Source organism: Larkinella soli, assembly GCF_003703975.1.
Lineage (GTDB): Bacteria > Bacteroidota > Bacteroidia > Cytophagales > Spirosomataceae > Larkinella > Larkinella soli.
Genome location: NZ_QTJY01000008.1, coordinates 1 through 12,520, shown reverse-complemented (window position 1 = coordinate 12,520; position 12,520 = coordinate 1). Strand labels below are relative to the sequence as shown.

Genomic DNA, 12,520 nt, shown 5'->3' with positions numbered 1-12,520 from the left:
AGACGTAAAATGTACTTTTTCAGAAAACCGGACCCTGTCCGGATGGTTTGCCGGAAATGCGCTTACAGCATCATTTTCCGAACCCGGTGCAGGCCCTCCACCAGACGATCGATTTCTTCTCTGGTGTTGTAAACCGCAAAGGAGGCCCGGCTGGTTCCCGTAATCCCGAACCGGCGCATCAGCGGCTGGGCGCAGTGGTGTCCGGTCCGGACGGCAATGCCCTGCTGGTCGAGAATCACGCCGGTATCCTGGTGGTGAATCCCGTCGATGACGAACGACAGCACGCTGATTTTTTCCTTCGCCGTGCCGACGAGCCGCAGCCCTTCGATGCTGCTCAGGGCGTCCGTCGCGTATTCGAGCAGGCCGTGTTCGTAGGCGGCAATATTGTTCTTGCCCAGCGTCTCCATATATTCCAGTGCGCTCTGCACCGCAATGACGTCGGCGATGTTGGGCGTTCCGGCTTCGAATTTGTACGGAATGTCGTTGTAGATGGTTTTCTCAAAGGTTACTTCCTTGATCATCTCGCCCCCTCCGCGGTAGGGCGGCATGGCTTCCAGGAGCGCCCGTTTGCCGTACAGAACGCCCATACCGGTCGGGCCGTAGAGCTTGTGAGCCGAAAAGACGTAGAAGTCCACGTCCAGCGCCTGAACGTCGATGTCGATGTGAGAACTGGCCTGGGCGCCGTCGATCAGCACTTTCGCGCCGACGGCATGGGCTTTTTCGATGATGGTTTGCACCGGATTGATCGTCCCGAGGGCATTGGAAACGTGAACCACCGAAACAAATTTGGTCCGTTCGCTGAGCAGTTTTTCGTATTCCTCCAGGATCAGTTCTCCGGCGTCGTTGACGGGAATCACCTTCAGCACGCATCCCTTTTCTTCACAGAGCATCTGCCAGGGGACGATGTTGGAGTGGTGTTCCATCGTCGAGATGATAATTTCATCCCCCTCCTTCAGAAACCGCCGGCCGTACGTCTGGGCCACCAGATTGATGCCGTCGGTAGTGCCGTAGGTAAAGATGATCTCCTCGACTTCCCCGGCATTCAGAAACTGCTGGATGGTCCGGCGGGAGGTTTCGAACGCCGAGGTGGCTTTCTCCGCCAGATGATGAATCCCGCGGTGAATATTGGCGTTGTAGCCTTCGTAATACCGGGTCAGGGCGTTCAGAACCGGCAGCGGTTTCTGGGTGGTAGCCGCGTTGTCGAAATAGACGAGCGGTTTTCCGTTCACATTCTGGTCGAGAATCGGAAAATCACGTCGAATGGCTTCAATATCAAGAGTTTCGTGTGTCGCAGCCTGCATAAAAAGTTAAGTAGTGCTTCGAAAGGATAACAAGCCCGAACGGGAAATGGTGCGGTAAATTCCGCTTATCTGGCCAGTTTTGCCTGAATCCGGCGCTCGATCTGTTCCCGAAGCGCATCGATCTTGATCTGCCGGATGACGTCCTCGGCGAAGGCGTACATGAGCAGCATCTGGGCTTCGTCTTTCGGAATCCCGCGCGAGCGGAGGTAGAACACCGCTTCCTCGTTCAGCTTGCCGGTCGTGGTGCCGTGCGAACACTTCACGTCGTCGGCGAAGATTTCGAGCTGCGGCTTGGTGTTCATCGTCGCGTCGTTGGAAAGCACCACATTCTTGCACGACTGGTAGGCGTTGGTTTTCTGGGCTTCCTGGCGCACGAAGATTTTTCCGTTGAAGACGCCCGTCGCCCGGTCTTCCAGAATACCCTTATACAGTTCGTTGCTGTAGGCATTCGGTTTCCGGTGATCCACCAGGGTGTGGTTGTCGATGTGCTGACGACCGTTCGGAAAATACAGCCCGTACATGTGCGATTCGCAGTGCTGGCCGTCGAGGGCGATGTTCAGGTTGTTTCGGATGAAACCGCCGTCGAGCGTGACGGTGGCCGAGTAGAAATGACTGCGGTCTTTCTGGTACACCTGCGTGGTGCCGATGTGGTAGGCCATGTCGGACTCGTTCTGGATTTTGTAGTACTCCATCCGGGCGTCCTCGCAGACCACGATTTCGGTAACCACATTGGTGAAGCTGGCCTGATCGCCCAGCGTCCGGAATGATTCGGCTACCTTGATGTCGGCATTGGCCTCGACGATAAACAGATTGCGCGGCTGCGAAGCCACATTCATCTGGCGGCCGTCGGAGATGAAGCGCAGGATAGTCGGCGCTTCGACGGTTTTACGGGCCGGTACGTGTATCACCACCCCCTCGTCGGCGAAGGCGGTATTCAGGGCCGTAAAGGCGTTTTCGTGGTAGTCGGCATACTGGGCAAAATACTGGCCGATCACCTCGGGCCGGTTCTGAACGGCTTCCGAGAAGGTCGAGATGGTCATCTGCTCGGCCGGGCTGACGATCTGCGACAGCTGGGGCTGATACCGGCCGTTGACGAAATACAGCACGTTGCCCTCCAGCCGGGCGGTTTCCAGGGATGCCAGATCCTCGGCCGTTACCTGGGCCGGGGCGTTGAATTCAAAAACTTCCTTGATCAGGCTGCCGACGTTGGTATACTTCCATTCTTCGTTCTTGATCGTCGGGAAGCCCAGGCGGTCGAACTGGCTGAGGGCATCGCGCCGGAGCTGGTGCAGGGCCGATTTGCTGGCCCCGTTCATCCGCTCCTCAGCGGCCTGGAAGTCGGCCAGCAGCTTGGATTTGAGGTCGTTGTATGGTTGGTTAGAAGGAGTCATCTTGAAATGGGTTGACGACCGGCGGCTTTCGGGTGTCGGGCGGGAAAAGCCGCGGCCGGGTACTGATTACGCCGTTTCTACTTCCGCTTTGATCCAGTCGTAGCCTTTTTCTTCCAGTTCGAATGCCAGTTCTTTGGGTCCGGACTTGACGATGCGGCCTTTATAGAGGACATGGACATAATCGGGAACGATGTAGTCGAGCAGGCGCTGGTAGTGGGTAACCACGATGGTGGCCCGCTCGGGCGAACGCAACTGGTTGACGCCTTCGGCCACGATCCGCAGGGCATCGATGTCCAGGCCGGAGTCGGTTTCGTCCAGAATTGCCAGCCGGGGTTCCAGCATGGCCATCTGAAAGATCTCGTTGCGCTTCTTTTCCCCACCGGAGAACCCTTCGTTCAGCGAGCGGCTCAGCAGCGACTGGTCGATGTTGACCAGCTTCATCTTCTCCTTCATCAGCTTCAGGAACTGGACGGCGTCGAGGGGGTCCAGACCACGGTACTTCCGGATTTCGTTCATGGCCGTTTTCAGGAAGTTGGTCGTGCTCACCCCGGGGATTTCGACCGGGTACTGAAACGCCAGGAAGATGCCTTCGGCGGCCCGTTCTTCCGGGGCCATGTCGAGCAGGTCTTTGCCGTCGAACTGCACAGTGCCGCCGGTCACCTCGTAATCCTCCCGACCGGCCAGCACCGACGCCAGCGTGCTTTTGCCGGAGCCGTTTGGCCCCATGATGGCATGCACCTCTCCGGCGTTGACCGTCAGGTTTATCCCTTTCAATATTTCTTTTTCGCCAATCGAAGCTTGTAAATTGCTAATAGTTAGCATGATGGAAGGTTGATTTCTACTGATTCAATTTGCAAAGTTAATGCATGAAGCGATAGCTACACCGGAAGGTAACAATTTTGACTCCTTAAAAGTTGACGTTCATCGCGTTTCCATAAGTTTTCGGACCGGCTTCCGGGCGGCCTGCGGGCGGGTCCGGCCCGTTTTTATTTGACTCCCCAAAGCCGTACCTTGCAATCAAACACCCGGTTGTTTTTATGCACACAAGTAAAGATTCCGTAGCCACGCAGGAAATTAATGTAGCGTCAGAAATAGGCACCCTCCGGCGTCTGCTGGTCCACAGCCCCGACCGGGGTCTGGGAAAAGTGGTGCCTTCCAAAGCCCAGGACTGGCTCTTCGAGGACATCGTTCATCTGGAGACGATGCGGAAGGATGAGTACGACTATTACCTTAAAATATTACTTTACTTTCTCGATCCCGATAAGATCCGGGGCCGGCTGGCCGAAATCGACGCCGATGCCGAACGGGGGTTTTTCAAACCGGACCATCCGGATTATTTCCATTCCGATGCGGTCATCGACATTCAGCGGCTGCTGGCCGAAATTCTGGAAGATGAAGTCATCCGGACGAAGCTGATTTCGGGCATCTGCGCCGTCGAGCGGTGTAACTTCAATGCCCAGAATCATCTGTATTCGTATGATCCCGTGGAGCTGTCGAAGATCCTGATCTCCGGCTCGCTGCCCGACCGCCGGATGCTGTTCGCCCCGCTGCCGAACTTCATCTTCACGCGGGACATCGGCATCGTCATCAATGACCATATCCTGCTGAACAAACCCGCCAAGCCCGCCCGCACCCGGGAGGCTCTGCTGGCCCAGTATATCTTTTTCAACCACCCCCTGTTTGCCGGATACCGGGACCGGATCATCGAGATCCCCGACAACGAACACCATTTTCTGCTTCCCGACGGCGACGTCAGCCGTGACTATACCCGCTCGACCCTCGAAGGGGGGGACGTGATGATGGTCTCCCGGCGGCATCTCCTGATCGGCTGCAGCGAACGGACCACGCTCTATGCGGCCCAGCAGGTGATGCGGATTCTGTTTGAGAAAAATGTGGTGGAGACGGTGACGATCATCAAAATTCCGAAAAAGCGGGATTATATGCACATCGATACCATTTTCACCCAGGTGAAAAAGAATGTCTGGGTGCTGCTGGGGTCCCTCGGCCGGTTGGGAGACGAGGCCAAACGGCGGGATGTGCTCCATTTCTTCGCCCCAAGGGACGTTTCGGAAGACCTGCGCATTATGCAGTTTTTCAAGGGACTGGAACATAAACCCATCGAGATCGAGAACCTCGAAGACCTGCTCACCGACATCAGCCGCAACGATCTGGGCTGCACCGAACCGGTGAAGTTCATCTATTCCGGCAACAACGAGTTTCCGTTCGGCGCCCGCGAGCAATGGACCGATTCCTGTAATCTGCTGGCCCTGAAAGACGGGGTGGTGATCGGCTACGACCGGAACGACAAGACCCTGGAAGCCTTCCGGAGGGCCGGTTTCGAGGGCGTTCGGGCGGAGGAACTGCTGCACCGGTTCGAGAGCGGGGAAGCCTCTCCCGAAACTCTTGAAAATACGTTCATCATGCTGCCCTCCGCCGAACTATCGCGCGCCCGGGGTGGTTCCCACTGTATGAGTTTGCCCCTCCTGCGGGACGATTTTTAAAGATATTGTGGTAATTTGCCGCCGAAGCGGAGCCACCGCTTCGGCGGATTACTCCTTCATCACCCAAACCGAACACTGACCTTTTACCAAATCCATGCAATCGCAGGCTACTTCAACGATTTTAATGATCCGGCCCGTCCGGTTTGCCTTCAACGAACAAACCGCCGAGACGAACGCTTTTCAGGACATTAAGATGGCGACCCGGACCCGGGATGTCGCCCAGGAAGACGCGCTCCGCGAATTTGACGAGATGGCCCGGCAGTTGCAGGCCGCGGGCGTCAATGTGATTGTGTATGAGGACACGCCGGAGCCTTTTACGCCGGATTCCATCTTTCCCAACAACTGGGTGTCGTTCCACTACAGCGGAACGGTAGTGCTCTATCCGATGCAGGCCGAAAACCGCCGGCCGGAGCGACGGATGGACATTATCGAAGACCTCGGCAAAAATTTCCACGTGGCCAAAGTCCTCGACCTGACCCACTTCGAAGCGGAAGGGAAATACCTCGAAGGAACCGGCAGCATGGTCCTCGACCGGATGAAGCGGGTGGCCTACGCCTGCCTGTCGCCCCGGACGCATCCCGAGGTGCTGGCGGAGTTCAGCCGCCGGACCGGCTACCGGGTGGTGACGTTTTCGGCGGTGGATGCCTCCGGAATGCCGGTCTACCACACCAACGTAGTGATGTGTATCGGCGATGTTTTCGCCGTCATCTGCCTGGCCGCCATCGCCGACCCCGACGAGCGGCTGATGATGCGGCAGGCACTGGAAAATAGCGGTAAATATATTATCGATATCACGCCGGAGCAGATGGCGAACTTCGCCGGGAATATGCTGTTAGTCGTGGGTGCCAAAGGCCGGAAGATCCTCGTCATGTCGACCCGGGCCTTCGAGTCGCTCACCGAACGCCAGCGCGACCAGCTCGATGACTTTGCGGCCCTCATGCATTTCAATTTATCCGCCATTGAAGGAAACGGCGGAGGATCAGCCCGTTGTATGATGGCCGAAGTCCATCTTCCTTTGCGGTAATTTTCACCCTCCAGCTACTTTTCTACAAAAAATTAATGTTTATACAAGCGATTCAAATCGCTTGTTTTTTTATTTTAGCCCTCGCTAACGCGGCTCACGAAGGAGTTTTAAAAAATTTTTATAAATGTTTGCAAGTTCGTGGACGATTGCTTTGACAAACTAATTATAGTTTTTTATATTTGTGAAACGGTAACAATAACGGTTTCTTAATAACCCTAACAATCATGATCGCAGAAAAAAAACGGGTTTCAAAGTACAGTTCTTGCCTGAACTTTACGGCAAATGCACTGGCACGGGTGATGACCAACATTTCCGATGAGGAATTTGGTCGGCTGGGCTTGACGGCTTCCCACGCTTTTGTTCTGAAGGAAGCCATTGAGAACCCGGGCATTCAACCGAAGGAACTGAGTGGCGAACTGCACCTCACGCCTTCGACGATCACCCGGCTCATCGAAAAACTGGAGTTGAAGAAATTGGTTGAGCGGAAGATGGAAGGAAAACACACTCTGGTGTATGCTACTGAAAAGGGCATCACGATGTTGCCGGATATTAAAAAAGCCTGGGACAGCGTCTTCCATCGGTACGCCGATATTCTGGGTGACGAGAATTCCCGCAAAATGACCGACTTGCTGTACGGAGCCGTTAAGGCCCTGGGCAAAGATGCCGCCTGACGGTCGCGTTCGGTAAATGCCTATTGATTGCACAATCACGACACGCAGGTTCCGGCGGTTGTGAGGTAGCTTTTTAAACAATTGCAATGGTTGAGTGATTGAGAAGTAAACTGGTCGACAGTTTTACGCTTCTTTCATTCAATCATTTTTTTATGATTACCAATCACGAAAAGGTTGCTCTGGTAACCGGGGCCAATCGGGGAATCGGGAAGGAGATCTCGCTGGAACTGTGCCGGAAAGGGTACGCCGTCTTCATGGCCGCCCGGGACCTCCACAAAGGGCTTGAAGCCGTCCGGGAAATCTGCGAGCAGGGACATGAAGCCATCTTCCTCCATATGGACGTTACGGACCCGGTCAGTGTAAAAAATGCCTGTGGAACCTTCTCGCAGAAAGCGGACCACCTCGACGTTCTGATCAATAACGCGGCCGTGCTGGAAGAGGCCGACCGTCACCTTTCCATCACCCAGCTCAACATCGAGTCTCTTGACCGGACGTTTAAAACCAATGTGGTCGGGCCGATTCTGGTGATTCAGGACTTCCTTCAGTTTTTGACCAAAAGCCCGGAGGGCGCCCGGATCATCAATATGACCAGTGACCTGGGTTCCCTGACGCATATGCAGGACGGTTATCCGGCCTACAGTATCTCCAAAACCGGGGTCAATGCGGTAACACGCCAGTTTTCGGCCGCCCTGATCGGGAAGAACATTGCCGTCAACTGTGTAAATCCGGGTTGGGTACAGACCGAGATGGGCGGGCCGAGTGCCAACCGCCCGGTCGAAAAAGGGGCCGAAACCGTCATCTGGCTGGCAACGGAGGCTCCTTTGCAGGAAACCGGCAAATTCTGGAAAGATAAGCGGGAGGTACCGTGGTAAAAACAAAGCGGCCCGGCTTTTCAAAGCCGGGCCGCTTTGAAGTGAACGGTATTATTTTGCCGCCGTCCCGGAGGGCCACTGATACGTGAACCTGGAGTTGATCGGTGCGCCGAAATAGTTGACGTTCAACGCGTCCAAGCGTTTTTTGTGGACTTCCAGCCGCTGCCTGAAATCGTCGATGTTTTTCCGGCTTTTGGGCGTCCAGCCGGTTTCGGCCAGCGCAATGATCCGCGGGAAGGCCATGTATTCGACATACTCGGGCGTTTTCATGTATTCCGTCCAGACGTTGCCCTGCACGCCGATAATGTGTTTGGTCACCTCGGCTGAAAGCGTATCCGGAATCGGTTCGTAGCTGTAGGTTTTTTCCAGCGGCAGGAAGCCCCCGATGGCGACCGGCTGGGTCTTGGGATCGGCCTGATAATAGTCAAGGTAGCAGAAACCCGTCGGGGTCATGATGGCGTCGTGGCCCTGTTTGGCGGCTGCAATTCCGCCTTCCGTGCCCCGCCAGCTCATCACCGTCGCATTGGGAGAAAGTCCGCCTTCCAGAATTTCGTCCCAGCCGATCATTTTCCGGCCTTTGGAGGTAATGAACTGATCGATGCGCCGGATAAAGTAGCTTTGCAGTTCGTGCTCGTCTTTCAGACCCTCCTTTTTGATCAGGTCCTGGCAGAACCGGCTTTCCTTCCACTGCTTTTTGGGGCATTCGTCCCCGCCGATGTGAATGTACTGGCTCGGAAAGAGGTCGATCACCTCCGTCAGGACGTCCTGCAGAAACCGGAACGTTTCCTCCCGCGGAAACAGCACATCCTCGTGAACCCCCCATTTGGTGGCAACCTCCACGATCTTATCCGGGTTGCTGCCGAATTCGGGATAGGCGGAAAGCACACCCATCGAGTGCCCCGGCATCTCGATTTCCGGTACGACGGTCACGTATTTTTCCTGCGCGTACCGAACCACTTCCCGCACCTCGTCCTGGGTGTAAAAACCGCCGTACGGCTTTCCGTCGAACTTGTTGTCTTTGTATTGCCCCACCATCGATTGCTTGCGCACGGACCCGATCTGCGTCAGTTTGGGGTATTTTTTGATCTCGATGCGCCAGCCCTGGTCTTCGGTCAGGTGCCAGTGCAGGGTGTTCATTTTATGAAGGGCCGCCAGATCGATGTACTTCTTGATGAATTCAACCGGAAAAAAATGCCGACCGACGTCCAGCATCACTCCCCGGTAGGCAAACCGGGGCTGATCCTCGATCTGGCAGGCCGGCACCGACCAGTCGACCCCCTGCGCTACCGCATCACCGAAAATCTGGGGAGGCATCAGCTGGAGCAGCGACTGTACGCCGTAGAAGAACCCTTTGGGCTGCTCGGCCGTAACGGTAATTTTGCGGGGAGCAATCGTCAGAAAATAGCCTTCCGCGCCCAGTTTCGGATTTTTGGCGGTCGTGAAATGGATGCTGCCGCTTTTGCCGTTTTTAACGCTCACCGAAAAACCGGTAGCTTTCCCGATGCGGGCCGCCAGCTGGTCGGCAATCTTCCGGACTTCGGCATTGCCGCCGTCCACCGAGATCGTCAGGTTATTGGACAGTTTGAAATTTCCGCTCCGTTCTTCAAGGCGAACCGGCTGCGGGACAAGAGCATATTTAGGCGACTGAGCCCAGACCGCCTGAGCCAGCAATACTAAGCAAAGAATCAGCTTTTTCATTCAGAAGAGTAAACGGGTTTGATTAAGGGATTTCTTCGTGTTCCAGCAGGCACTGGATGACATAGGCCTGCGTGCCGTAGAGTTTCGCCATTTCGCCCAGTCGGGAGATTTCGATGTTCAGACGGTTGCGGAAATCGGCCAGACAGTATTTATCGATGGCCTGTTCGATGGGGCGGGTAATGAGCTTTTCCGCCTTGGCCACCACCCCGTTGATGATGATCAGTTCAGGATTGAAGAGGTGGACGGCAATGGAAAGCCCCTTGCCGAGTTCGCTGCCGAGTTCGCTCAGCAGGTCGATGGACAGTTCGTCGCCGGCTTTGGCCGTGTCGATCACCAGCTCCACATCGATGGATTCAAAATCCGTTTCGGCCAGTTTGGAGACGCGGCCTTCCCGCAGGCCGGCCTTCACCCGCCGGATCAGGGAAGACGCGGATGTAAGCGTGTCCAGACAGCCGACTTTCCCACAGGAGCAGAGTTCGCCGTCGGCCTGGAGCTGAATGTGACCCAACTCGCCCGCAAATCCGGCGGCTCCCTGAAGAATCTCGCCGTTGTTGATGACGCCCAACCCGACCCCCCAGTCGATGTTGATTGAGAGAACGTTGTTTTTTCCCTGAGCCAGCCCGAACCGGTGTTCGCCCAGAATGGTGGCTTTCGTGTCGTTGATGAGGTACACGGCCGCGTCGAAGTGGGCCGCCAGAATCTGAGGCAGGGATTCGCCGGGGCGATTCAGTTTCTTATACGTATAGTTCGTTCCGGTATGCGGGTCGACCAGCCCGGGCAGCGCACAGCCGACGCCGATAACCGTCCACTGGTTTTCTTTAATGATCTGGGCCAGATTTTCGAGCGGACCTTTCAGGGCTTCGAGAAAAGCAACGGAATCCTCTAAACGCAGGTTGACGTTCAGGCGATACAGGACCGTGTTGGTCAGGTCGAAAACCACCAGCTTGGTATCGTGGATACTGATGTCGATGACCACTACGGTCTGGTGACCGGCCTGCAGGCCGAAAAGGGTAGGTTTACGGCCGTATTGAGCGGTTCCGGTTCCGATTTCCTGAACCCACTGCTCCGTAGCCAGTTCGTCGATCAGCATCGTAATCGACGGCACGCTCGTGTGGAGTACTTTGGCTAATTGCGCAAGGGTACGGGACCCATGCCGATACATTTCCTTCAGAATGCCCCGTTTCAACCGGCTTTTCTTGGTATCGACAATGGACAAAGTGTAATTTTCTTCCATAAATTACCTGTAATTTTGAGGCTTAGGAGAACCAGGTGGGCGATGAAATTTTAAAAAATTTTATTAATGACGCTATTTTATTACTGTTTTTTAAAAAATGGAAACAAATTGCCAAAATTTATTAACAAATATCTTATCTTATTCGAATACGCAAAATAAAAAATGTGAGATTATCTCTCACATTCGTTTTTTGTAAGACGGATCCCATCCATTTTGGAAGACGGCGCCTTTCATTCCGCCCGGGCCGTCAGCATGGGCGCCCGTTCTTCCATCCACCGCCGAATGATCTGTGTCAGCGGTTTCGTCTCGATCAGAAATCCGTCATGTCCGTACAGGGAATCGATCTCCTCGTACCGGGCGTCGGGAATGTGCCGGGCCAGAAACTGCTGCTCGGAAGGCGGGAACAGAATGTCGGACCGGATACCGACCGCCAGGGTCCGGGCTTTGATCTGCTCCAGGGCCCGGATGATGCTGCCGCGGTTCCGGCCCACGTTGTGCGAATCCATTACTTTCGACAGAATCCAGTACGTAAAGGCATTGAATCGTTTAACCAGCTTTTCGCCCTGGTATTGCTGGTAACTGGAGGCCTTGTAATCATCGAGCTGTTCATTATGATCGAGCGCCTGCGTAAAACCGTAGGTGTCGTAGTTCCGGTAGGAGAGGAGGGCCACCGCCCGGGCCGCCTTCATCCCCGCGCTGCCCGCATCGTCGCGGCTTTCGGTCCAGGAAGCGTCGGCCTGAATTGCCATGCGCTGGGCCTCGTTGAACGCAATTCCCCAGGGCGACATGACGGCGTTGGCGGCAATCAGGATCAGGTTGCGGATGATGCCCGGCTGCTGAATGCCCCATTCCAGTGCCTGCTGACCACCCAGCGAACCTCCGATGCAGGTGTGAATCTGTTCGATGCCCAGTTCCTGCCGCAGCAGATCCATCGCCCCGACCATATCCCGGATGGTTACCTGCGGAAAAGTATGATAGTAGGGCCGGCCGGTTTTCGGATTCACCGACAGCGGGCCGGTCGTACCGTAACAGGAACCCAGTACGTTGGCGCAGACGATAAAGTAATGCTCGGGATCGTAGTACTTGCCCGGCCCGACCATGCCGTCCCACCAGTCGCCCGGATCGGCGCTTCCGGTGAGGGCATGGCAGACCCAGACCACGTTCGACTGATCGCTGTTCAGCACTCCGCGCGTGGTATAACATAACCGGAAGCCCGATAAGGAAGACCCGGATTCCAGCGGAAAAGTGTATTTGTAATCAAAAAACCTGGTTTCCAAACGAAAAATGGGTTTGAGTCGGTGGCCCCGGCTGGCAGTGCTCCGCCGGTTTTGCAGACCGCCTGCCGGGGCCGCCGATTGTGGTTATTAGGCCGTTACCGGCTCACCGATGACGGCAAAGGCCTGCACGAAGTCAGCCTTGATATCGTCGATATGTTCGATTCCAACCGACACGCGCAGCATCCCGGCCTCAACGCCGGCCATGGCCTGTTCGTGTTCGCTGAGCTGCTGGTGGGTGGTCGAAGCCGGGTGGATGATCAGCGTCTTGGAGTCGCCTACGTTGGCCAGGTGACTGACCAGCTTCAGACTGTCGACGAATTTATCGGCGGCTTCCTTGCCGGCTTTCAGCTTGAACATCAGCACCCCGCCGGCCCCGCGCTTCATGTACTTTTTCGCCAGGGCATTGTAGCGGTTGCTTTCCAGACCCGGGTAACTGACCCGTTCTACCTGTTCATGCTGCTCCAGCCATTGGGCCAGAGCCTCGGTGTTCCGGATGATGCGGTCCATGCGCAGCGAGAGAGTTTCGAGGCCCTGCAGCAGCAAAAAGGAGT

Annotated in this window: 11 protein-coding genes; 4 read left to right on the top strand and 7 right to left on the bottom strand. The window is 55.6% G+C overall.

Translation table 11 applies throughout. The annotated features are described in order from the left end of the window. Positions 1 to 62 precede the first annotated feature (62 nt). The 3 genes from DX909_RS15165 to sufC all read right to left on the bottom strand — a co-directional run bounded on the left by DX909_RS15165 (position 63) and on the right by sufC (position 3,514). Positions 63 to 1,301: a cysteine desulfurase gene (locus DX909_RS15165; protein ID WP_128546045.1), complete on the bottom strand. Its 1,239-nt coding sequence runs from the start codon at positions 1,299 to 1,301 to the stop codon at positions 63 to 65. 65 nt (positions 1,302 to 1,366) lie between these two features. After that, the gene (gene sufD, locus DX909_RS15160; RefSeq protein WP_128546044.1) at positions 1,367 to 2,692 is read right to left on the bottom strand and encodes a Fe-S cluster assembly protein SufD; all 1,326 of its coding nucleotides are present in this window, start codon (positions 2,690 to 2,692) and stop codon (positions 1,367 to 1,369) included. 66 nt (positions 2,693 to 2,758) lie between these two features. Then, a complete protein-coding gene (sufC, locus tag DX909_RS15155) occupies positions 2,759 to 3,514 on the bottom strand; it encodes a Fe-S cluster assembly ATPase SufC (protein WP_128546043.1) in 756 nt (251 codons plus the stop codon). Positions 3,515 to 3,729: 215 nt separating this feature from the next. Between sufC and DX909_RS15150 the strand changes: the two genes are divergently transcribed. From DX909_RS15150 to DX909_RS15135, 4 genes are all read left to right on the top strand, one after another. Continuing rightward, complete coding sequence (locus DX909_RS15150) at positions 3,730 to 5,193, top strand: arginine deiminase family protein (RefSeq protein WP_128546042.1); 1,464 nt, start codon at positions 3,730 to 3,732, stop codon at positions 5,191 to 5,193. Positions 5,194 to 5,287: 94 nt separating this feature from the next. Beyond that, positions 5,288 to 6,217: a citrulline utilization hydrolase CtlX gene (gene ctlX, locus DX909_RS15145; protein WP_128546041.1), complete on the top strand. Its 930-nt coding sequence runs from the start codon at positions 5,288 to 5,290 to the stop codon at positions 6,215 to 6,217. Between the two features lie 224 nt (positions 6,218 to 6,441). Continuing rightward, the gene (locus tag DX909_RS15140) at positions 6,442 to 6,888 is read left to right on the top strand and encodes a MarR family winged helix-turn-helix transcriptional regulator (RefSeq protein ID WP_128546040.1); all 447 of its coding nucleotides are present in this window, start codon (positions 6,442 to 6,444) and stop codon (positions 6,886 to 6,888) included. Between the two features lie 152 nt (positions 6,889 to 7,040). Further along, the gene (locus DX909_RS15135; RefSeq protein WP_128546039.1) at positions 7,041 to 7,760 is read left to right on the top strand and encodes an SDR family NAD(P)-dependent oxidoreductase; all 720 of its coding nucleotides are present in this window, start codon (positions 7,041 to 7,043) and stop codon (positions 7,758 to 7,760) included. 51 nt (positions 7,761 to 7,811) lie between these two features. Here DX909_RS15135 and DX909_RS15130 read toward each other — a convergent pair whose 3' ends face one another. The 4 genes from DX909_RS15130 to DX909_RS15115 all read right to left on the bottom strand — a co-directional run. Continuing rightward, positions 7,812 to 9,458, bottom strand: coding sequence for a beta-N-acetylhexosaminidase (locus DX909_RS15130; protein WP_128546038.1), 1,647 nt, complete (start codon positions 9,456 to 9,458; stop codon positions 7,812 to 7,814). Positions 9,459 to 9,480: 22 nt separating this feature from the next. After that, the gene (locus DX909_RS15125; RefSeq protein WP_128546037.1) at positions 9,481 to 10,692 is read right to left on the bottom strand and encodes an ROK family transcriptional regulator; all 1,212 of its coding nucleotides are present in this window, start codon (positions 10,690 to 10,692) and stop codon (positions 9,481 to 9,483) included. A 230-nt stretch (positions 10,693 to 10,922) separates the two neighbouring features. After that, on the bottom strand, positions 10,923 to 11,969 hold the full coding sequence (gene metX, locus DX909_RS15120; protein ID WP_128546036.1) for a homoserine O-acetyltransferase MetX: 1,047 nt from the start codon (positions 11,967 to 11,969) through the stop codon (positions 10,923 to 10,925). Between the two features lie 87 nt (positions 11,970 to 12,056). Then, positions 12,057 to 12,520 (bottom strand): PLP-dependent transferase (locus DX909_RS15115; protein WP_206513007.1); only part of this gene is annotated, 464 nt, incomplete at its 5' end.

Bases quoted from the DNA above. Each gene is read 5' to 3' on its own strand.
- DX909_RS15125 (WP_128546037.1), bottom strand. From the start codon at position 10,692: ATGGAAGAAAATTACACTTTGTCCATTGTCGATACCAAGAAAAGCCGG.
- sufD (WP_128546044.1), bottom strand. From the start codon at position 2,692: ATGACTCCTTCTAACCAACCATACAACGACCTCAAATCCAAGCTGCTG.
- DX909_RS15135 (WP_128546039.1), top strand. From the start codon at position 7,041: ATGATTACCAATCACGAAAAGGTTGCTCTGGTAACCGGGGCCAATCGG.
- DX909_RS15165 (WP_128546045.1), bottom strand. From the start codon at position 1,301: ATGCAGGCTGCGACACACGAAACTCTTGATATTGAAGCCATTCGACGT.
- sufC (WP_128546043.1), bottom strand. From the start codon at position 3,514: ATGCTAACTATTAGCAATTTACAAGCTTCGATTGGCGAAAAAGAAATA.
- DX909_RS15140 (WP_128546040.1), top strand. From the start codon at position 6,442: ATGATCGCAGAAAAAAAACGGGTTTCAAAGTACAGTTCTTGCCTGAAC.
- ctlX (WP_128546041.1), top strand. From the start codon at position 5,288: ATGCAATCGCAGGCTACTTCAACGATTTTAATGATCCGGCCCGTCCGG.
- DX909_RS15150 (WP_128546042.1), top strand. From the start codon at position 3,730: ATGCACACAAGTAAAGATTCCGTAGCCACGCAGGAAATTAATGTAGCG.
- DX909_RS15130 (WP_128546038.1), bottom strand. From the start codon at position 9,458: ATGAAAAAGCTGATTCTTTGCTTAGTATTGCTGGCTCAGGCGGTCTGG.